Below are 20,847 nucleotides of genomic sequence, written 5' to 3' on the forward strand. Positions count from 1 at the left end.
GTGCGCGGGGCGCCGACAGAGGAGGTCTGCTCGATGTCTGACGCCACCACGCACCAGGCGACGCAGGACCCGGACAGCTTCGCGGTCCAGATCGCCGACTCGATCGAGAGCTTCATCGTCGCCGTCACCGAGGTCGCCAAGGGCGACGAGCCCAACAGCGCCGTGCCCTTCCTGCTGCTGGAGGTCTCGCAGTTGCTGCTGGCCGGCGGCCGTCTGGGGGCGCACGAGGACTTCGTGCCGGACGAGCGGTACGAGCCGGACACCGGCCCCGAGCCCGACGTGGACGAGCTGCGCGAGCGGTTCGCCGAGCTGCTGGACCCCGTGGACGTCTACTCCGAGGTCTTCGACCCGTACGTGCCGCGCAGCACCCCCGTCGCCAGCCGGATCTCCGACGACCTGGCCGACGTGATCACCGACCTGCGGCACGGCCGCGCGCACTACGCGGCGGGGCGGGTCAACGAGGCGCTGTGGTGGTGGCAGTTCTCGTACCTGTCCAACTGGGGGCCGACCGCGAGCGCCTGCCTGCGCGCTCTGCAGTCGCTCGTGGCCCATGTGCGGCTGGACACGCCCCTGGGGGAGCTGGACGGGCTCGACACCGACAGCGACGCCGCGCTGGACGACGGGCGGCTGGAGGAAGAGGCGGGCCGCGTGATGGCGGCGGAGATCGCGGAGCCGCTGGGGCTGCGGCGTAGCTGAGCCAGGGGGCGGGGCGTACGGGCAGGGCGCGCGCGGTGTCGCGTACGCCGTGCGTACGCGCCGAGTGCCGATCCCCCGCCCCGAGTTCGTGCGCCGCTTCCGCGCCCCGGATTTTCGGGCTCCGGATGTGACCTGCCTTACGTTTCCGTGTGCTCGCGGTGCTCCCGGGCAGGTACGTCTCCGAGCCGGCCCGCCCTGGGGGTATCCGCCGGCTCGGTAGACTGAGCCGACCGAAACACCATTGCGAGGAGCGCACGTGGGCCTTGTCGTGCAGAAGTACGGCGGCTCTTCCGTCGCCGACGCCGAGGGCATCAAGCGCGTCGCCAAGCGGATCGTCGAGACCAAGAAGGCCGGCCACCAGGTCGTCGTCGTGGTGTCCGCGATGGGCGACACGACGGACGAGCTGATCGATCTCGCCGAGCAGGTCTCGCCGATCCCGGCCGGCCGCGAACTCGACATGCTGCTCACCGCGGGCGAGCGGATCTCCATGGCCCTGCTCGCGATGGCGATCAAGAAGCTCGGTCACGAGGCGCTGTCGTTCACCGGCAGCCAGGCGGGCGTGATCACCGACGCCGTGCACAACAAGGCGCGGATCATCGACGTGACGCCCGGCCGCATCCAGGAGGCGGTGGACAAGGGCGCCATCGCGATCGTGGCCGGATTCCAGGGTGTTTCGCAGGACAGCAAGGACATCACGACGCTCGGCCGCGGCGGCTCGGACACCACGGCGGTGGCGCTCGCGGTGGCGCTCGAGGCGGGGGTCTGCGAGATCTACACCGATGTGGACGGCGTGTTCACCGCCGATCCGCGGGTGGTGAAGAAGGCCCGTAAGATCGACCGGATCCCGTACGAGGACATGCTCGAACTGGCCACCAGCGGATCGAAGGTCCTGCTGCACCGCTGCGTCGAGTACGCCCGCCGGTACAACATGCCCATTCATGTCCGCTCCTCGTTCTCGGGGTACCCGGGCACCTGGGTAGGCAATATCTCCGAGGGAGCAGAAGGCATGGAGCACGCGATCATCTCCGGAGTCGCGCACGACGTCTCCGAGGCGAAGATCACGGTGGTCGGGGTCCCGGACAAGCCGGGCGAGGCCGCCGCCATCTTCCGGGCGATTGCGGACGCCGAGATCAACATCGACATGGTGGTGCAGAACGTCTCGGCCGCCGCCACCGGCCTGACCGACATCTCCTTCACCCTGCCCAAGACCGACGGCCACCGCGCGATGGAACTGCTGACCAAGGCGCAGCCGGCCATCGGCTTCGAGTCACTGCGCTACGACGACCAGGTCGGCAAGATCTCCCTCGTCGGCGCCGGCATGCGCTCGCACCCCGGCGTCACGGCCACCTTCTTCGAGGCGCTGTCCAACGCGGGCGTCAACATCGAGCTGATCTCCACCTCGGAGATCCGGATCTCGGTGGTGACCCGCGAGGACGTGGTCAAGGACGCGGTACGGGCCGTGCACACGGCGTTCGGTCTCGACAGCGAGAGCGACGAGGCGGTCGTCTACGGCGGCACGGGCCGTTGAGCCAGTCGTAACCGATCCGTTGGTCCATACCGCTTGCGCCGAACACCCTTGCCATCCGACGATTTCGGTTCGCGCCGTCTGCAACCGCGGCGGCGCCGCGAAGCGTCTCTGTCCCCGCCCGCATTGGCCGGCCGCACGGAGCAAGGGAGTGGGCATGGCAGTACGCGCGGTAACACCACCGGCGTCCCCGCCGTGCGCGTACAACCTTGACGGGGGTCGGTGTGTCAAACAGGCGTGGCAGAGGCACTCAGCATTGCGACCCTCCCGGCCGGCCCCGCGCTGCGCCCCGGTTCCTCCGCGGCGCCCCGGGGACTGCCGGTGATCGCGCCGTGGTCGGCGCGGCCTGCCGGGAAGAAGCCCGCGGCGGACGCTGACGATGCCATGGCGGAGGGCACCAGCGTCGACCACCTCACCGAGACGTACCAGACCCACTACCGGTCGCTGCTCGGTCTCGCCGCCCTGCTGCTGGACGACCTCGCCTCGTGCGAGGACGTGGTGCAGGAGGCTTTCATCCGCGTGCACTCGGCGCGCAAGCGGGTCAAGGACCCGGACAAGACCCTCGCCTATCTGCGGCAGACGGTCGTCAACCTGTCACGTTCCGCGCTCCGTCGGCGCATCACCGGGCTGAAGCTGCTCTCCAAGCCCATGCCCGACATGGCCAGCGCGGAAGAGGGTGCGTACGAACAGTTGGAGCGCGACCAATTGATCCAGGCGATGCGCGGGCTGCAGCGCCGGCAGCGCGAGGTGCTCGTGCTGCGCTACTTCGCGGACATGACCGAGGCTCAGGTGGCCGAGTCGCTGGGCATCTCGCTCGGCTCCGTCAAGGCGTACGGCTCCCGGGGCATCGCCGCACTGCGAACAGCCATGGGAGCGCGGGCATGAGCGAGCGTTTCTACGGATCGGGCCCGCCGTGGGACCGGGGATCCGAGGGATCCGGCGGGTCGGGGTCCGGCGGTTCTTCCGGGCTCGGTGCCGGGTCGGGGCGCGGACGTGGGGCAGTGGACGTGGCGGAGACGGCGGAGCTGCCGGAGGTGCCGGCGGGTTCGGATGAGGCGACGGCGGCGGTGCCGGAGATTCCGGGGCCTGGGGCTTCGGGGCCCGGGGGCGCGGAGCCCGGGGCCGCGGGGCCGGATGACGGGGCGAAGGTGCAGGGCGCGGCGGGTACGTCGAAGGGGACCGGCGCGGGCCCGGGCGAGCCGGGCGGTGCCGCCGGCTCCGGTGGTGCTGCCGCGTCCGGGGGTACGGAAGGGGCGGACGGCCCCGGTGGTCCGGACGGCCGCCCTGAGCCGGGCGGTCTGGACGGCTCGGACGGCGCCGGTAGCGCGGCCGCCCCGGGTGGTGCGGGCGGCTCCGGCGGGGCCGGGATCCCGCGGTGGCCCGGTGGCTACGGCGACGGTGACGGCGGCGACGACGCGGGCGGCGAGGACGAGCTGCGGCTCCTGCTGCACTCCGCCGTCGACGGCCTGGAGCCGGCGCCCGGCACGCTCCAGTACCTCCAGCGGGCGGTGCCCGCGCGGCGCACGCGCCGCCGCCAGTTGGTCGCCGTCGCCGCGGTCGCGGTGGTCGCGCTGGCGGTCTCGGTGCCGGCGCTGATGAACGTCGCCGGCTCGACCAGCGAGAAGAACCCGCGCCAGGACATCGCCAACAGCAAGCTGCCCGGCGCCGGGCAGCAGGGCGGGGGCGGCGCCGTCGAGGGCAACGACTCGGATGCCACCGCCGGCAGCAAGGAGCCGAGCGACAAGGAAGAGAAGACCGAGAGCCCCGGGCACGAGGAGAACACCGCCGCCCCGACCGGCGGCTCCGAGGGCACGGCCGCCGCGGAGCCGTGCGCGCCGACGCAGATCAGCGAGCCGGTCGCGGCGAGCGGCATGCCGGACGAGGCGGGCCGGGTCACCGGGTCCTTCACCGTCACCAACGTCTCCACCACCGCCTGCGTGGTCGAGTCGTCGGAGGGCGTCCGGGTGGGCGGCACGTTCGGCGCGGCGAACGCCAGCGCGGTCGACACCCGTACGCACACCGTCGGCGACGCCGCCACGGACCTGCTGCCGCCGCCGGAGGCGGCCGGTGCGCTGGTGCTCGCGCCCCACGAGTCGTACGTGGTCGAGTTCGCCTGGGTGCCGGAGACCAGCACGGACGGCGGCTGCACCACCACGGCCACCACGCCGGCGCCGGACCCCACCGACGACACGCTGTCGTCGCCGGACGAGACGCAGTCCGAGACCGACCAGGGGACCGAGACCGGCGGCGACACCGGCGGCACGGGCGAGCCGGGCGAAGGCGACGGCACGACCGACGGCTCCGTCACCCTGACCCACGCGCCGGAGGCCGACTCCTCCGCCGTGGCCAGCGTCACGGTCGAGAACGCCTGCGCCGGGACCGTCTACTACACCGAACCGCTCCCGAGCGCCTGACCCGGACCCCGCCCCGATCCCGCCCCCTGGGCGGGATCGCCGCGGGGGAGGCCGTACCGTGGAGGCGTGTACCGGTTCCTGCTGACGCCCCGCTGGTGGGTCGTCAACGTCCTCGCCGCACTCGCCATCCCGGTCTGCCTGGTCATGGGCAGCTGGCAGCTGAGCCGCTTCGAGACGCGCGTGGACACCCACCAGGAACAGCAGGATCAGCAGGACCGCGCCGCCGACGGCATCGACGGCCGGCCCATGGCCGAGCTGCTGCCCGTGACCCAGGAGACCACCGGCGACGCGGCCACCGTCACCGGGCGCTACGGCCCCCAACTCCTCGTCCCCGACCGCACCCTCGACGGCGAGACCGGCTTCTACGTCCTGACCCTCCTGCGCACCGACGCTCCCGTGGGCGACGGCGGCGACGCCGGGACCCGTACCACCTCCGTTCCCGTCCTGCGCGGCTGGCTGCCCGGCGAGGCCGACCCGGCGAAGGCCCCCGAGCCGCCCGCCGGCGAGGTCACCGTCACCGGCGCCCTCCAGGCGTCCGAGCACCAGGGCTCCCCCGGCGTGCACACCGAGGGCGGGCTGCCCCGCGGCCAGGTCGGCATGATCAGCGCCGCGGCGCTGGTCAACCTCGTGGACGAGCAGGTCTCCACGGCCTGGATCACCCTCTTCGAGGCCGACGGCGGGATGCAGCCCGTCCCCGCCGAGGTCCCGCAGGGCAGCGGGCTCGACCTGAAGGCGTTCCAGAACCTCGGCTACACGGCCCAGTGGTTCGTCTTCGCCGGCTTCGTGATCTTCATGTGGTACCGGCTCTTCCGCCGCGAGGCGGAGGTGGCGCGCGACACGGCTCTCGGCCTCACCTCCCCCGATCCTGACGAGGGCGGTCCCGGGGCTCCGGATCCGGCTGCTGCGGCTGCGGAGCCAGGTCCGGAAGCAGATGACGGCGAACGAAGTCGAGCTCCAGCCCCAACTGCTTGATCCGCTCGTCCACGACCAGCGAGCCGTGCCCCGCGTCGTAGCGGTACACCTCGTGCGGATGGCCGCGTTCCGCCAGCCGCCCGACGTAGTTCTCCACCTGCCGGATCGGGCACCGCGGATCGTTGACGCCCGCGGAGACGAAGACCGGCGCCCGCACCTTGTCCACGTACGTCAGGGGTGACGACGCGGCGTAGCGCTCGGGGACCTCCTCCGGCGAGCCGCCCATCAGCGTGCGGTCCATCGCCTTCAGGGCCTCCATCTCGTCCTCGTACGCCGCGACGTAGTCCGCGACGGGCACCGCCGAGAGGCCCAGCGCCCAGACGTCCGGCTGCGTGCCCAGCGCGAGCAGCGCAAGGTAACCGCCCCACGAGCCGCCGCCGATGACCAGCCGCTCCGGGTCCGCGAGGCCGGAGGCGACGGCCCACTCCCGCACCGCCGCGATGTCCTCCAGTTCGATGAGGCCCACCCGGTGCTTGAGCGCGTCGGTCCACTCCCGGCCGTAGCCGGTGGAGCCGCGGTAGTTGACGCGGACGACGGCGAAGCCGTGATCGACCCAGGCCGCCGGGCCGGCCGCGAAGGCGTCGCTGTCCTGCCATGTGGGGCCGCCGTGCACGTCGAACAGGCAGGGGAACGGTCCCTCGCCCGGCGGCCGCTGCACCAGCGCGTGGATCCGGCCGCCCGGCCCGTCGACCCAGGCGTCCTCCACCGGTACCGAGCGCGGCGCCGCCCGCCCCGGCGGCTGCAGCACCACGGCTCCCTGGGCGGACCGCACCTGCGGCGGCTCCGCGCCCGACGACCAGTGGAACTCCACCGCGCCGTCCGGCCGCGCCGTCGCCCCCGAGATCGTCCCAGGCGGGGTCTCGATCCGGGTCATGGCGCCGGAGTCGGCGCCCTCCAGCCCGTACCGCCACAGCTCGCTGCGCGCCTGGTACGTGTGGAGGACGAGCAGCGCGCTGCCGTCCGGATACCACTCCGCCGACACGTCCCCCGGCAGGTCGAGCTCCAGCTCCCGGGACCGGCCCGTGACCGGGTCCCAGATCATGGGCTCCCAGCGGCCGCGCCGCTGGTGTCCGACGAGCAGCCGCGTGTCGCCCGCCACCGGGGCGAAGCCCAGCACCTCCAGGCCCAGCTCCTCCCGGCCGCCCTTGGTGTCGTCCAGCTCGGCGACCGCCGGGTCGCCGCCGGGGGCGCCGCCGAGCCGCAGCACCCGCAGGGCGGCGTGCATCGCGTCGCCGTGCTCGGTGTGCTCGATGGCGAGCAGCCTGCCGTCGTGCGAGAGGTCGCCGACGCCGGCGGACTCCCGGTGCCGGTAGATCTCGCTGGTCTCGCCGCCGGGCCGGACGAGGTGGATCGTCGTCCCCGTCTCCTCCGTGGACCGGCCGACCACCGCCGTGCCGTCCCGTCCGAGCGCGAGTCCCGCCGAGTACGCCGCCGGCAGCCCCGGCGCCGCCGCCCGGTCCTGCCCCGGGGCGGCGCCCGCGAAGGGCTGCCGCCGCCACACGCCGAACTCGTCTCCGTCGGTGTCGCAGAACCACCACACCCACTCGCCGTCCGGCGTCAGCGCGCCGTCCGTCGTGCCGTTCGGCCGGTCGGTGACCTGGCGGACGCCGCCCGTGCGGCGGTCCCAGGCGTACAGCTCGAACGTGCCCGTCACGTTCGACACGTACAGCGCGCGATGCGGCGCGTCCTCCGCCCAGCCCGGCAGGCTGATCCGCGGCGCCCGGAACCGCCGCTCCCACGCCGGGGCCGCGTCAGCGGCACTGCCCGAGCCGGCGCCTGCCTCGCCGCCGTCCGCCTGGGCGCCCATCCCGTTCCCGCTGCTTCCCCGGGCCGCGCCGATTCCGCCGATTCCGCCGTCTCCGTAGCCCTCGCCGCCGACGCTCGCGTCGCCACCGGCACGTCCCGCCTTGCCCCCGTCGATCTCGCTCATGCCGACATTCTGCGTCCTCGGCCCGGCCTGTCGGCGCCCGCAGCGCCAATCTGTGGATTACTCCCCAGTTGTGGATAAACCACCGCCGCCGCGGACCGCCCCGCGGCTCCCCGGCGGACCGGCCCCGCCGCCTCCGCAGCCCGCGAGACCTACGCCCGCCCGCCCGACACCGCGTACTCGAACAGCGCCTTGTTGCTGTTCCGTTTGCGGATCACCTCCACCTCGACCCCCGCGAAGCCCACCTCACGCAGCAGCGCCGCGTACCACTCCTGAGCCGGCACCTGGTTCCCGTAGAAGGTCGAGTTGCCGATCACGTAGACCACCCGCCCGCCGCGGCGCACGTTCTTGTACGCCGCCCGGAAGTGCCCCCACATGTCGTGCATGTACTTGCCGACGTAGTTCGCCAGCAGCGGCCCGTTCCGCCCGCCGTCCCGGCGGATCGCCGCCTGCGTCCTGGCCAGCTCGCCCGCGACCGGCTCCGGCACCCCCCCGGCGTCGGGGCCCGGCGGCCGCCAGGCCCGTACGCGCGAGGTGGCCGCGCCCCAGGTGCCGCCGATCGCCTGCCAGTCCAGCCGGCCCGCGTCCTCCGCCCGCCGCAGGTGCCGCATCCAGTACATGTACGGGCGCAGCTCGCGGATGTACGACATACGGTTCACGTACGGCGGCGAGGTCAGCAGCAGATCGCAGGGCGTGAGCCGGCCGGCGGCGGGCTGCATGTCGCGGGAGTCGCCGTACAGGACGCGCGCCGTGCCGGGCAGCGGGGTCGCGGCGTTCGCGAGCGTGGTGCCGGCCTCGCGGCGGAACGTCTCCAGCACCGCCCGCGCGGCGTCGGGGTCGAGTAGCTGGAGGGTGCTGTCGCCCCCCGTCCGGTCTTCCTTGAAGGACATGCTCTGGTGGTTGAACGCCGCGTTGCTCGACGCGATCAGCGTCCGGCAGAAGGCCACGTCCAGCAGATCCCGCCCGCCCGGCGGCAGCGCGCCCGCCGCGACGTCCAGTGCCCGGCGTATCGCCTTCAGCGCGTCCAGCGCGCTCCGCGCCCACCAGCGCCCGATGTTGTGCAGCTCCGGCTGCCACAGCTCGCCGGCAGCCGGTAATAACTCCTCGGCCCGGTGCACCAGCGGGGCGAGAGCCCGCCGGGTCTCGCGCAGGTGATCCGGCTCGTACGCCGCCGTCTTCATCTTCCCCAGCCAGATCAGGAAGGGGTTCACGTCCAGGGACTGCCCCGTCAGCCCGTGCTCGGCGGCGGCGAGCGGGGTGGTGCCGGTGCCGGAGAAGGGGTCGGTGACGACGGAGCCGGGCGGCATCTCGGCGGCGTAGCGGCGCACGAGGCTCACGGAGTAGGCGGGGGTCAGCCGGAGCCAGCCGTGGCGGCCGGCGCCCGCGTTGGCGCGGTAGGTGAGGTGTGCGTTCTGACGCGTGTCCGACCGCATGCTCTCGCTCTCGCCGAGGGGGGTGGGGGGTAGCGTGGATCGTAGTGGGCCGCGGCCCGTCACCCGGCTGGAACCGGCAAGTCTGGTCGTACGGAACGAAAACGCACTGCCGTACGACGTGCCCCCTACGCGGCGGCCGCCCCCTCGCGTACACGGGGGAGCGGCCGGTCGTCTTCTGGCGGTGTTTCCCGTGAAACCTCCGCCGAGAATGTCTGATTGTCAGCCCCGCGCGGTCGCCTCTGCGAACCGCGCCGAGACGTCCTCCCAGTTCACGAGGGACCACAGCTTCATGCATCAAGCTGGGTTCCACCGGGCGGGGCCGGGCGGTAGGTGATCGTCTTCCCGCCGGTGCGCTCCGGCTACCTGTGCGCCGGGCCCTGCCCGTCACGTGCCCGTTCCCCTCCGGCGCGATCTCCGGGCGCGATCTTCCGGTAGGGGGGCGCAAGCGCTTGTCGGCGCCTCCCCCATCTGCTTGACTCCGGCTGCCAGTGCCCCAACGCACCGGGGGAGGAACCCGATGGAGTTCACCCGCAGACGCCTGCTGTCCACCCTGCCCGCCGCCGGTCTGCTGGCGGTCCTCCCGGCCCGTACGGGCTTCGCCGCCGGGAGCGCCGCGGCCGCGGACCCCGCCCTCCTCCTCGCGAACACCCGCGCCGTCTTCGCCGGCACCGCCGAGAGCAACGCCCGCCCCGAGGCCGCCGCCAAGGTCGCCGCCCTCCACGCCACCGCCCGCGCCAACCTCGCCGCGATGGCCGGCACCGGCACCGCCACCACCGAGCTGTTCACCGGCGTCCCCCTCGGCACGAGCGACGTCAACCTCGCCACCTCGTACCGCATGCTCTACGAGATCGCCCTCGCCACCCGCGCCCCCGGCGGCGGCCTCCACGGCGACACCGCCGCCCAGCAACGCGCCGTCGACGGCCTGGTGTGGCTGCACGAGCGCTACTACGGCGACCAGGCCCGGGGTTACTACGGCAACTGGCACAACTGGGAGATCGCGATCTCCACCCACGTCGGCAAGACCTTCGCGCTCCTCGCCGACGTCCCCGGCGCCGTCCCCGCCGGCCTGCTCACGACGTACGTCGCCTCCATGGACGCGTACCTCCGCAACGGCAAGGAAGGGGACGTCGATCTCGACTCCCGCTTCCACACCGGCGCCAACCTCGCCGACATCACCACCAACCGCATCCTCCAGGGCGCCCTGCTCGCCGCCGCCCAGGAGCCGGGCGGCGAGGCGCGCATCGCCAAGGCGCTCGAAGACCAGCTCACCGTCTTCGCCACCATCGACCCGTACGACATCCGCCACGGCAACACCGACGGCTACTACGCCGACGGCTCGTTCATCCAGCACCACTCCGTCGCGTACACCGGCTCGTACGGGAAGGGGCTGCTCACGCGCGTCGTCCAGACGCTCAAGATCCTCGACGGCACGGGCTTCGCGAACACCGGCGCGCTCGTGCCCGTCGTGCAGCGCTGGGTGCGCGACGGCTTCGCGCCGCTGATCTTCGAGGGCTGGATGATGGAGATAGTCAAGGGCCGCGCCGTCGTCCGCACGACCTCCGGCTACACCGACGTCGCCGCCGTCGTCGAGGCCGTCGTCGACCTCGCCGACTACGCGACCGGAGCCGAGGCCGCCGCGCTCAAGAGCTACGTCAAGCACATCCGCGCCACCTCGCGCGCCGCCCTCGACCCCGCGGGTTTCATCTCCCCCGTCAGCGTCGTGCGCTACGCCGACATCGTCGGCGACGACGCCGTCCCGCCCGCCGACCTCAACCCGGCCGCGCGCAGCGTCGCGTACAACGCCATGGACAAGCACGTCCACCGCCGCCCCGGCTTCGCGTTCGCGCTGGCGCGCAGCTCGGACCGCATCAGCAAGTACGAGTACATGAGCGGCGAGAACCTGATGCCCTGGTTCCAGGGGGACGGCGCGTACTACCTGTACCTCTCCGGGCAGGACCAGACGCGCGCGTACGGCGTCGACTACTACACGGTCGTCTCGCCCTACGGCCTCGCCGGCGCCACCGCGCCCGTCGAGCGGCGCGGCACCGTGCCGGAGCTGTACGACGGCAAGCTCTGGTACGACAACCCCGGCCACCCGCTGAACTTCACCTCGTCCTCCGAGTCGCAGAACACCTACGTCTACTTCCCGCGCGGCACCAACCGCCACTCCGGCGGCGCCGTCCTCGGGGCGTACGGCACGTCCGCGATGGTGCAGTCCGACGACGTCGCGTACGCCCAACGCGAACGCCTCCCCGATGACTTCGTCGTCTACCGCAACGCGACCGCCACCAAGTCGTGGTTCATGCTCGACGACGAGATCGTCGTCCTCGCCGCCGGCGTCGGCGACCCGGCCGGGCGCACGGTGACCACGACCGTCGACGCCCGCACCGCGGACCCCTCCGCCGACGTCGCCGTCACCGGCGTGCGCCGCGACGGCCGCGCCTGGGAGGGGCCCGGCACGGCGCAACTGAGCTGGCTGCGCTACGCGGACGCCGCGGAGGGCACGGCCGTCGGGTACGTCTTCCTGGACGCACCCCGGGTACGGGTCGGGCTGGAGGACGTCACGCGCAGCCGCCGCGTCGTACGCACCGGCAACCCGGACACGGCGGTGACGCGCACCGTGTTCAGCGCCACCGTCGACCACGAGCCGCGGCACGGGCTCGCGCGCCTGGCGTACGCGCTGGTGCCGCACGCCTCCGCCGCGCAGTTGGACGCGTACCGCCGCGGCGGCCCGCTCACCGTGACCGCCAACTCCCCGCGTCTCCAGGCGGTCCGCCACTCCGGCCTCCGCCTGACCGCCGCCAACGCCTTCACCCCCGGCCGCCACGACACCGCGGAGCTGAGCATCGACGGGCCGGCCTCGGTGCTCGTGAGGACCGGGGACGACGGGCGCGTGGAGGTGGCGGTGGCGGATCCGACGATGGACCGCGACACGGTCACCGTGGTGCTGCGCGGGCGGCCGCTGCGGAAGGCCGATGGGGACGACGCAGTCCGGGTCAGCCGGGTGGCCGGCGGGACGAAGCTGGTGGTGGACACGCATCACGCGTACGGCAGAAGCCTGACGGTGAGCCTGGAGAAGTAGGCGGCAGGTCGTCCGGTTCGGGGGCATGTGCACGGCGGTCGGCGGGTCTACCCTGTGGTCACAGGGGCTCGGGCCGGTCGCGGCCGGCCGGACCGGGGGAGGACGAGTGTCCGAGTTGTTCTTACGTGGTCTGAGCCGGTGGCAGGCGGACACGCAGCGCGAGGCCGTGGCGGACGTCTACGTCGCGGCGTACAACGGCGCGGTCGGCGGGGCGGCGCCGGAGCGGGAGGGCTTCCTGCGCCGGCTCGAAGACCACGTGCAGCGGCCGGGGTTCGAGATGGTGCTGGCCGGGGGCGACCGCCCGGTGGGCTGCGCGTACGGGTTCCGGGCGGACCGCTCGGGCGTGTGGTGGCCGGACTTCCCCGAGGGGCCGCCGCTGGCGCTGGCGGAAGTCACCTCGTCCCCGCGGGCGTTCGTGGTCGCGGAGCTGATGGTGGTGCCCGACCAGCGCCGCCGGCACATCGCCACCCGGCTGCAGCAGCACCTGCTGGCCCGCTGGGCGCCGTCCCCCGCGGTGGCGCTGCTGCCGCAGGACAACGCGGCGGCGGGTGCGGCGTACGAGACCTGGGGCTGGACCAGAACGGGCAGCCTCCACCCGGTGCCGCCGACCCCGCCGCTGGACCTCTGGACGCACCGCCGCCCGTCGGCCTGACACGGGGGCGGGTGGGGCCCAGGGTCTCCGCGGGCGGGCACAGGGCGATACGTACGGGCACGCGGGCCTCGGTGCCGCGGCCGGTGGTCGAGCCGGGGCGGGCGGTGGCCGGACCCGCGGCGGTCACGCGCGGCTGCTGGTCCGCCGCGAGGCACTGGAGGACTACCGCAGGCGCGACGTGGGACTGTGACGGCTTCCGGCGCTACTCAGGCGCGCCGCCGAAGCCGATCTCGTTGCCGTCGGGGTCGCGGTAGACCGCCTTGCGCACGCCGTTGCCGTACGTCTCCCGCTGCACCGGCTCCAGCCCGCGCGCCGATATCGCGGCCACCCGCTCGTCGAAGTCGCCGACGAAGACGGTGGTCAGCGCGTGCCCCGCGTGCTCCGGGCGGTGCTCGACGGCCAGCGAACGGTGCTCCGCCAGCTCCCACACCACCTCCTCCGGGGACGCCACGAAGGTCGGCGGCGTCCCGAGCAGGCGCTCGTACCAGCTCAGCGCGGCCGCGAAGTCCCGTACGGAGACGCAGGCGAAGAGATCGACGCTCATGCCGGCCATCGTAGGAACCGCCACTGACACCGCCACTGACACCGCCCCCGGGCGGCCGCCGGAGGGCGTACGCCTGACCGGCGGGGCCGTGCTGAACCTCCTCGTCAGCCTCACCGACCGCTCCCTGGCCCGGACCCGTCGCGAGAGCTAGTCAACTCGCCTCCTCTTTTTTCACCTGAAAGAGGCGAATAAAGTGCGGGTGGGGCAGAAGTGGCTACGCTCAGTCGCGTGCCGGGTACTCACGCCGCCTCGCTGCCGCGACTCTGCCGCGCCGTGATCGCTCTCCTCGCGGGGCTGGCGATCGTCGTGCTGGCCCCGGTGTTCGCGTGCGTGGACGCCGGTACGCCGCACCACGACGGCGGCGGGAGTCTGCGGGGGAGCACGCCCGCGCTGGCGCTGGCGCCGGTGGCGTACGCGGAGGTGACGCGGGCGCACGCGGCCCGCCACGTCGAGGACCACCTCGACGACCACGCCGGCCACGCCGACTGCGGCGAGCCGTGCTGCGAGCCCTCGGCCGCCCTCCCGCACGCCGTCGTACGGGACGATCCCGCCGGTTCCGCCGCCCACCCCGCCGCGGCCGTCCCCGCCCCCGCCCCCGGTGCGCTCCGCGATGACGGCGGGGCCCGCGCCGCGCCGCCGGCCGCCGCCGTCCTCCCCGCAGCCCGCCCCGGGGCCGCCCTCCTCCGCCTGGTCTGCGTCAGCCGTACGTGACGGCCCCCGCGCGCCCGCGCGCGCCCGGCGCCCCCCCACGTACGCACGCGAACACCCGGCCCCGTACCCGCGCAGCCGCCGAAGGACCACCCATGCACTCCACTCTGCGCACCGTCTCCCCCGGCGACCTCCGCGGCTTCGCCGCCGGCCATCGCCTCCCCGCCCCCGCCGACGGCGCCCGCAGCACCCCCGCGGGGCTCGTCGGCAACACCCCCGTCCTGTGGATCGGCGAGCCCTTCAGCCCGGCGGGCCACGGCTTCTGGGCCAAGCTGGAGGGCGCCAACCCCGGCGGGCTCAAGGACCGGTCCGCGCTGCACATGGTCGCCGCCGCCCGCCGCCGCGGCGAGCTGGCGCCCGGCGCTCCCGTCGTCGAGTCGACCAGCGGCACCCTCGGCCTCGGTCTCGCGCTCGCCGGGATCACCTTCGGCCACCCGGTGACCCTCGTGACCGACCCGGGTCTGGAGCCGCTGATGCGGCACCAACTGGCCGCGTACGGGGCGCGCGTCGAGGTCGTACGCGCCCCGCATCCCACCGGCGGCTGGCAGCAGGCCCGCCGCGACCGGGTCGCGGAACTGCTGGCCGCCCGGCCCGGTGCCTGGTGCCCGGACCAGTACCACAACCCCGACAACCCCGCCGCGTACGACGCCCTCGCCCTCGAACTCGCCGTCCAGCTCGGCCGCGTCGACGTCCTCGTCACCGCGGTCGGCACCGGCGGCCACTCGGCGGGCGTGGCCCGCGCGCTGCGCGCGTTCTCGCCGGGGATGCGGCTCGTCGGGGTGGACTCGGTGCGCTCCACGGTCTTCGGGCAGCCGGCGGGTGAGCGCCTGATGCGCGGGCTCGGCAGCAGCATCCACCCGCGCAACGTCGACCACGCGGCGTTCGACGAGTGCCACTGGGTCGCCGCGCACGAGGCGGTGTGGGCGGCCCGGCGGCTGGTGCGGCACCACTACGCGGGGGGCGGCTGGAGCGTCGGCGCGGTGGCGCTGGTCGCGGGGTGGCTGGCGCGTACGGAGGGGCCCTCGGTCCGTATCGCGGCCGTCTTCCCCGACGGGGTGCAGCGGTACTGGAACACCGTCTTCAGCGACGACCACTGCCGCGCCCACGACCTGCTCGACCGCCCGCCGGCCGCGGACCCCGACGAGATCGGGCACCCGGGGGAGCGGACCGTCGAGCGCTGGACGCGCTGCGCCAACGTCACGGCCGTGTCGGCGGGGGTGCCGGCCCGATGAGGGACCTGGTGCGCGAGTTCCGCTCGTACGGCGGCGGGGTGCGGCTGCCGATGGTGCAGCAGTTCACCATCAACACCGCCTTCTACATGCTGATGCCCTACCTCGCCGCGCATCTCGCCGACGGGCTGGGCATGGCGGCGTGGGCCGTGGGCCTGGTCCTGGGCGTACGGAACTTCTCCCAGCAGGGCATGTTCCTGGTCGGCGGCACGCTGGCCGACCGGCTGGGCTGCAAGCCGATGATCGTCGCGGGGTGCGTGCTGCGGACGGCGGGGTTCGGGCTGCTGGGCTTCGTGCAGTCGCTGCCCGTGCTGGTCGTCACCTCGGCGCTGACGGGCTTCGCGGGGGCGCTGTTCAACCCGGCGGTGCGGACATACCTCGCTCAGGCCGTGGGCGAGAAGCGGCGCGTGGAGGCGTTCGCGCTGTTCAACGTCTTCTATCAGACGGGGATGTTCGTCGGCCCGCTCGTCGGCCTGGCGCTGCTGGCGGCCGACTTCCGGCTGGCGTGCACGGTCGCGGCGCTGCTGTTCCTGGGGCTGACCGTGGTGCAGGTGCTGGCGCTGCCCGAGGGGGAAGCCGTACGGGCCGAGCGTCCGGGGGCGCGCGGGGTGCTCGCCGACTGGCGCACGGTCGTCGCCAACCGCCCCTTCATGCTCTTCTCCGCCGCCATGATCGGCTCGTACGTCCTCTCCTTCCAGGTGTATCTGGCGCTCCCCCTCCAGGCACACCGCGCCTTCCCGGCCGCGGGCGACGGAGTGACCACCGCGCTCTTCGCCGTCTCGGCGGGCGTGGCCGCGGCGGGCCAACTGCGCGTCACGGGCTGGGCGAAGAAGCGCTGGCCGGCGCAGCGGGCCCTGGTGTACGGCATCGCCCTGATGGGCGTCGCCTTTCTGCCGCTCCTGCTCACCGGCGCCCCGCCGGGCGGCGGCGGGGCGCCGGCGGCCGCGGCGGCACTGACCCCGCTGCTGCTCGCCGCCGCCCTGCTGGCGCTGGGTACGGCCCTGGCGTACCCCTTCGAGATGGACACCGTGGTGTCCCTCTCAGGAGGCCGTCTCGTCGCCACGCACTACGGCCTCTACCACACGGTGTCCGGCCTCGGCATCACGCTGGGCAACCTGGCGACGGGCGCGCTGTGGGACGCGGCGGAGAGGTATCCGCGACTGCCGTGGCTGGTGCTCACCGCGACGGGCGCGGCCTGCGCGGGCGCGCTGGCGGCGCTGGCCCGCGGCGGGCGGTTGCGCGCGATGCGGCCGGAGCCGGAGCCGGCGTCCGCCTGACCCGGTGCCGGCGGGGGCGCCGGCGTGAGCCGCACCGCGCGCGTGGGCGCCCCTAACGGACGCTGACGAACACCGGGTTGGAGTAGAACCACAGGTCCTCCCACGGGCTCTCCAGCCCGTCCGCCGCCGGCTCCGCCTCGTCCGTGCTCGTACCGCGCACGCGCGCGTACATGTCGCCGTCCACGTCCCGCAGGGTGTGCCGGATGACGTACTCCTTGCCCTGGCGGCGCCAGTCGTTCGGGCCGAAGCGGGCGACGACCTTGGTGGTCGGGTTGGTGTCGGCGTCGCGGTCGGCGCTCGGGCCCGTGATGCCGCCGGTGATGAGGTCGACGCGGCGCACCTCGGGGCGATCGCCGTTGCCGTTCTCGCCGTCCAGCGGGCGGAAGCGGATCTCGACGTCCACGTCCGCACCGTTCCGGCCGCTGACGGTGAGCGTCTCGCCCATGGCCGCGCTGCGGCCGCGGTTGCCGGCCGTCAGGTCGAGGGAGGTGACGAGGTCGCCGGTGCCCACCCAGACGCGGCCGTTGCGCAGGCCGTCCATGACGTCCGCGTAGTCCTGCCGCGCCATGACGTACGTCTTGCTGTACTCGCCCGGCCAGAAGTCGGAGCCGCCGCGCGTCCAGTGCACGTGCGAGTCCGACGTGGCCGTGATCCACCAGCGCCGGCCCTCGCCGAGCAGCGCGTCCCACAGGCCGCCGAGGCGCGCGGTCATCTGGTCGAAACCGCCGTACGTGGGGTGGTTGCCGTAGCCGCCGCGGGCGCCGCCGACGAGGGGGCCCGCCTGGTGGCCGGGGGCGCCCTCGAAGCCGACATAGACGTCCGGGGCGACGTCGTTGCCGTTGCGGAACTCGCGCGGGGTGTCCTGGCCGTAGACGCCGAGGCCCGGCGCGGACCGGGACGCGTGGTGGGCGAGCACCAGCGGCTTGCGGTCCATGGTGGTCGCGGCCTTGAGGAACTCGATCATTCCGCCGGGAACGGGTCGAGCTTGGCGAACCGGCGCTCCAGCTCGTACAACTGCTGTGCCTCGTCGCGGTGGTGGGGGATCATCAGGGTGTGGTGGTCCAGCGCGGGCGCGTCGAACTCCATGCCCCAGAACTGCAGGACCTCGGGCACGAGGACGCGCGAGCGCAGCAGGTCGGGGTAGGCCAGCTCCAGGTTGACCTTCGAGTGGGTCGGGCCGCCGTGGTCGGTGCACATCACCCAGGAGAGGCCGAAGTGCTTGGCCATGATGGCGTTGGTGACGATGGGGTACACCGCGTCGGCGCCCTTGTGGAACGTCGGCGGGTTGGTCGACGTGTCGAACCGGCCGCTGTACTCGGAGTGCACGTGGTGGTCGCCGGCCCGCCAGGCACGCCGCCCGTCGCTCCCGCGCCCGCCCGCGGCGTTCCCCCGCGCGTCATCGGCGACCGCCTCGCCGCTCACGACGAGCGGGCCGGCCGCCGCGAGCGTCGCCCCCACGCCGGCGTACCGGACGAGGCGGCGCCGCGAGATCCCCGTGCGCTCGGGACCTTCGGCGCCTTCGATGTGTCCTTCGTTCATGCTGCGGGCCTCTCCTTCGCGTCGCGGGGGGCGACCAGCGAGTTTCGACGGCGGAACGGAACGGGGCGTGAACGGCGGTGCCGAGGGCGGAGAACAACAGATCACGCGGGAAGCGCCGGTGCCGGGTTCCGCGGTGCGGTGGCCGCCTCTGCCGCCCGCGTACGGGCCGCCCGCGTACGGGCCGCCCGCGTACGGGCCGCCCGCGTACGGGCCGCGCGCGGCCTCAGGCCGCCGCCCCCTCCGGCCCCGCCCGTACGCCCGTCAGCCGCTCCTCCAGCGGCCGTATCGCCACGCTCGCGACCAGCGCCAGGCAGCCGACCACCACCCACGGCAGCACCCGCTCCACGCCGTACAGGAGCCCGAAGAGGCCCGGCGTGACCATGTCCGCCGTCGCGAACGAGTACTGGAACGCGGCCAGATACGTGCCTCGCGCCCCTTCCGGCGCCGCGTCCGCGGAGAGCGCGTTGGAGGCCGGCCCGTGCAGCATCTCCGCGGCCGCCCAGAGCAGCATCACCAGGGCCAGGTAGCCGACGAGCACCGTGACCGCCGCGACCGCCTCCGCGCTCCTAGATAGAGCCCGCTCCCGACGGCGTCGACGCCCAGCGCCACCGGAATCGCCCAAGCCGCCCCGTCCCGCGCCAGAACCCGTCCCCGCACCCGTCCTCCGGTCCGCACCGACAGCCGAGTGCAACGTTGTAACCCCCGCCGTCCGGCGAAGTCAATACGGTGTCCGCGTCCGGCTAGCGTGTGCCGTATGGGAGTCATGGACGCGCTCGGCCGCTTCAACCGGCGGCATCCCTGGAGCCACAACGACCACTACGGCCCGTGGATCGCCCGGCGGGTCGCCGAGGCGGGGGCGCGGGACGTGCTGGACGTCGGGTGCGGGGCGGGGAACCTGCTGGCGCTGCTGCGGCGGCGCGGCGGTGCCGTGACCGGGCTCGAACCCGATGCCGCGCTCGCCGCCGTCGCGGCCCGGCGGTTCGACGGCGATCCGGCGGTCACCGTCGTACGGAGCGACTTCGCCGGCCGCGAGCCGGGGCGGCGCTGGGACGGCGTCACGCTCGTCGCCGTACTGCACCACATGCCGCTGGTGCCCACGCTGCGCGAGCTGCGGGACTGCCTCGCGCCGGGCGGGCGGCTGGTCGTCGTCGGGTGCTACCGCGAGGCCGGCGCCGCCGACCTCGCCGCCGCCCTGCCGGCGGTGGTCGCGAACCCGCTCGTCGGGCTGGCGAAGCACCCGGCGCGCGCCGACGCCGTACCCGTCCACATGACCGCGCCCACCGCCGACCCTGAGGAGACCCTGGCCGAGATCCGGGCCGCCGCGGCGGCGGAGCTGCCGGGCGCGCGGATACGCCGCCGCCTGTTCTGGCGCTACAGCCTCGTCTACGACGCGCCCCGGCCCGACGGCCGGCCCGTCTGACGCCGCGGCGTGACGCCCGCCCTACTCCGTCCAGCCCGCCGTCGCCGCCGCGCGCTCCGCCCGGAGCCGTACGCCCGGACCGCCCGGCTCCCACCGCTCACAGAACCGCCGCATCTCCGCGCACTTCGCCAGCATCGCCGCCCGCCGCGCCGGCCACGGCGGCACCTCCCGGCCGTACGCGCGGAAAAAGCGGCCGAGTGCGCCGTGCCGCCCGGGGTGGTGGGTCCGTACGGTCCACTCGCACCACGCCAGATCCTCCACCGCGGCACCGCGGCGGGCGGACTCCCAGTCCACCACCGCTGTCACCGCGCAGGTCCGCGGGTCGAGCAGCAGGTTGCCGGGCCCGAAGTCGCCGTGGACGAGCACGGTGCCCGCGGCCGTCCCGCCCTCCGGCAGCACGTCCGGCGCGACCCCGTGGATCCGCCGCAGCACCTCCCCGCACGCCGCCGGCACGGCCGCGGCCCGCCCGCCGTCCAGCAACTCCTGGCCCGGCACGCCCGCGACGTGGCCGAGCGTCAGGGCGTCCGCGGACGCGGTCCGCACCGGCGGTACGGGCAGCAGGCCGCGCAGCGCGGTGAGCAGCGCATGCTCGCGGTGCAGCCCGAATGCGGCGTCCGGCCCGTCGTACGTCTTCCGCATCACCGCGCCGTCGCCGAAGGTGCGGTTGGTGTAGCCGTGCTTCATCGGACGCATCCCCCGAATTTTCCCCTCGGCCCCGGCGCCCGCGCGCCGATATTCGCTTGCGTGTCCGGTCGCCGAGCCGCATCGTGTGTACGGTGAGTGACGACGACGCACCTCAGCGGTGGACCGAAGCCAGCGTCTACCCCGACATGTGGGCCGACCCCGACAAGGACCCCCGCAACAACGACTCCAGTCCCGACGGCGAGTTGGCCACGCTCCAGGACTTCCTGGTCAACTACCGGCTCACGCTGCAGATGAAGTGCGAGGGGCTGACCGCCGAGCAGTTGGCGCGCCGTTCCGTGCCGCCGTCGACCATGTCGCTGCTCGGGCTCATACGCCACCTCGCCGAGGTGGAACGGGACTGGCGCAACTGGGTCGTGCCGGAGAACCCCGCCCCCAAGATCTACGGCGAGCGTGACGCCGACTTCCACGGCGCCGCCGCCGACCAGGCGCTCGTCGACGCCGCCTTCGCCGACCTCGCCCGCGAGCAGGCGGAGTGCGACGCGGTGCTGGGCGCGTACACCGACCTGGGCGCCCGGCTGCCCAAGGACGGCACGTCGGTGCGCGAGCTGTGGGTGCACCGGGTGGAGGAGTACGCGCGGCACTGCGGCCACGCGGACCTGCTGCGCGAGTGCGTCGACGGCCGGGTGGGGCAGTAGCGGCGCGCGGTAGCTGAAGGGGCGCAGGGGAGGCAACCCGGCGCGGACCTCATCGCGTTCGACGAGTGTGCGACGTGAAGTGGGGACCG

At 74.1% G+C, this 20,847-nt stretch carries 19 protein-coding genes and 1 pseudogene; 13 read left to right on the forward strand and 7 right to left on the reverse strand.

Annotation, left to right across the window (positions count from 1 at the left end):
- Positions 1–33 precede the first annotated feature (33 nt).
- The 5 genes and pseudogenes from FB457_RS29230 to FB457_RS29250 all read left to right on the forward strand — a co-directional run.
- A complete protein-coding gene (locus FB457_RS29230; RefSeq protein ID WP_047016581.1) occupies positions 34–696 on the forward strand; it encodes a DUF5063 domain-containing protein in 663 nt (220 codons plus the stop codon).
- A 256-nt stretch (positions 697–952) separates the two neighbouring features.
- The gene (locus FB457_RS29235; protein ID WP_047016580.1) at positions 953–2,224 is read left to right on the forward strand and encodes an aspartate kinase; all 1,272 of its coding nucleotides are present in this window, start codon (positions 953–955) and stop codon (positions 2,222–2,224) included.
- Between the two features lie 318 nt (positions 2,225–2,542).
- A complete protein-coding gene (locus FB457_RS29240; RefSeq protein WP_078898300.1) occupies positions 2,543–3,106 on the forward strand; it encodes a SigE family RNA polymerase sigma factor in 564 nt (187 codons plus the stop codon).
- A 122-nt stretch (positions 3,107–3,228) separates the two neighbouring features.
- Entirely contained in the window at positions 3,229–4,635 is a 1,407-nt protein-coding gene (locus FB457_RS29245; protein ID WP_486589172.1) for a hypothetical protein, read from the forward strand.
- A gap of 66 nt (positions 4,636–4,701) precedes the next feature.
- A pseudogene (locus FB457_RS29250) lies at positions 4,702–5,400 on the forward strand (SURF1 family protein); the annotation flags it as partial.
- A gap of 85 nt (positions 5,401–5,485) precedes the next feature.
- Here FB457_RS29250 and FB457_RS29255 read toward each other — a convergent pair.
- Together FB457_RS29255 and FB457_RS29260 are read right to left on the reverse strand one after the other, a co-directional pair.
- Complete coding sequence (locus tag FB457_RS29255) at positions 5,486–7,537, reverse strand: prolyl oligopeptidase family serine peptidase (protein WP_145783778.1); 2,052 nt, start codon at positions 7,535–7,537, stop codon at positions 5,486–5,488.
- A gap of 149 nt (positions 7,538–7,686) precedes the next feature.
- Entirely contained in the window at positions 7,687–8,967 is a 1,281-nt protein-coding gene (locus tag FB457_RS29260) for a site-specific DNA-methyltransferase (protein ID WP_145783780.1), read from the reverse strand.
- Positions 8,968–9,484: 517 nt separating this feature from the next.
- Between FB457_RS29260 and FB457_RS29265 the strand changes: the two genes are divergently transcribed.
- Both FB457_RS29265 and FB457_RS29270 read left to right on the forward strand, forming a co-directional pair.
- A complete protein-coding gene (locus FB457_RS29265) occupies positions 9,485–12,049 on the forward strand; it encodes a polysaccharide lyase family 8 super-sandwich domain-containing protein (protein ID WP_145783782.1) in 2,565 nt (854 codons plus the stop codon).
- A gap of 106 nt (positions 12,050–12,155) precedes the next feature.
- Positions 12,156–12,701 carry a GNAT family N-acetyltransferase gene (locus FB457_RS29270; RefSeq protein WP_253911282.1) on the forward strand — a complete coding sequence of 182 codons (546 nt, stop codon included), beginning with the start codon at positions 12,156–12,158 and terminating at the stop codon, positions 12,699–12,701.
- Positions 12,702–12,903: 202 nt separating this feature from the next.
- Here the strand turns inward: FB457_RS29270 and FB457_RS29275 are convergent, their stop codons facing one another.
- Positions 12,904–13,245: a VOC family protein gene (locus FB457_RS29275; protein WP_047020057.1), complete on the reverse strand. Its 342-nt coding sequence runs from the start codon at positions 13,243–13,245 to the stop codon at positions 12,904–12,906.
- On the opposite strand from FB457_RS29275, the gene FB457_RS35455 reads away from it, so the two are divergent.
- From FB457_RS35455 to FB457_RS29290, 4 genes are all read left to right on the forward strand, one after another.
- On the forward strand, positions 13,244–13,396 hold the full coding sequence (locus FB457_RS35455) for a hypothetical protein (RefSeq protein ID WP_164492540.1): 153 nt from the start codon (positions 13,244–13,246) through the stop codon (positions 13,394–13,396). The genes FB457_RS29275 and FB457_RS35455 overlap by 2 nt on opposite strands.
- 77 nt (positions 13,397–13,473) lie before the next feature.
- Complete coding sequence (locus FB457_RS29280; protein WP_047016575.1) at positions 13,474–13,956, forward strand: hypothetical protein; 483 nt, start codon at positions 13,474–13,476, stop codon at positions 13,954–13,956.
- Positions 13,957–14,048: 92 nt separating this feature from the next.
- Entirely contained in the window at positions 14,049–15,185 is a 1,137-nt protein-coding gene (locus FB457_RS29285) for a PLP-dependent cysteine synthase family protein (RefSeq protein WP_145783784.1), read from the forward strand.
- Entirely contained in the window at positions 15,182–16,459 is a 1,278-nt protein-coding gene (locus FB457_RS29290; RefSeq protein WP_145783786.1) for an MFS transporter, read from the forward strand. The genes FB457_RS29285 and FB457_RS29290 overlap by 4 nt, the downstream gene beginning before the upstream one ends.
- A gap of 52 nt (positions 16,460–16,511) precedes the next feature.
- Here the strand turns inward: FB457_RS29290 and FB457_RS36525 are convergent, their stop codons facing one another.
- The 3 genes from FB457_RS36525 to FB457_RS29300 form a co-directional block, all read right to left on the reverse strand.
- Positions 16,512–17,423: a CehA/McbA family metallohydrolase domain-containing protein gene (locus FB457_RS36525; RefSeq protein WP_253911281.1), complete on the reverse strand. Its 912-nt coding sequence runs from the start codon at positions 17,421–17,423 to the stop codon at positions 16,512–16,514.
- On the reverse strand, positions 17,420–17,998 hold the full coding sequence (locus tag FB457_RS36530) for a hypothetical protein (protein WP_253911280.1): 579 nt from the start codon (positions 17,996–17,998) through the stop codon (positions 17,420–17,422). Before FB457_RS36530 ends, FB457_RS36525 begins: the two co-directional genes overlap by 4 nt.
- Positions 17,999–18,221: 223 nt before the next feature.
- Entirely contained in the window at positions 18,222–18,536 is a 315-nt protein-coding gene (locus FB457_RS29300; RefSeq protein ID WP_486589173.1) for a hypothetical protein, read from the reverse strand.
- Between the two features lie 216 nt (positions 18,537–18,752).
- On the opposite strand from FB457_RS29300, the gene FB457_RS29305 reads away from it, so the two are divergent.
- On the forward strand, positions 18,753–19,418 hold the full coding sequence (locus FB457_RS29305; protein WP_047016572.1) for a class I SAM-dependent methyltransferase: 666 nt from the start codon (positions 18,753–18,755) through the stop codon (positions 19,416–19,418).
- Positions 19,419–19,439: 21 nt separating this feature from the next.
- Here FB457_RS29305 and FB457_RS29310 read toward each other — a convergent pair whose 3' ends face one another.
- On the reverse strand, positions 19,440–20,111 hold the full coding sequence (locus FB457_RS29310) for a phosphotransferase family protein (protein WP_047016571.1): 672 nt from the start codon (positions 20,109–20,111) through the stop codon (positions 19,440–19,442).
- Positions 20,112–20,194: 83 nt separating this feature from the next.
- Here FB457_RS29310 and FB457_RS29315 point away from each other — a divergent pair, with 83 nt between their 5' ends.
- Positions 20,195–20,758, forward strand: a complete 564-nt coding sequence (locus FB457_RS29315) for a DinB family protein (protein ID WP_047016570.1) — start codon at positions 20,195–20,197, stop codon at positions 20,756–20,758.
- Positions 20,759–20,847 lie beyond the last annotated feature (89 nt).

The sequence above is a fragment of the Streptomyces sp. CNZ287 genome, assembly GCF_007827615.1.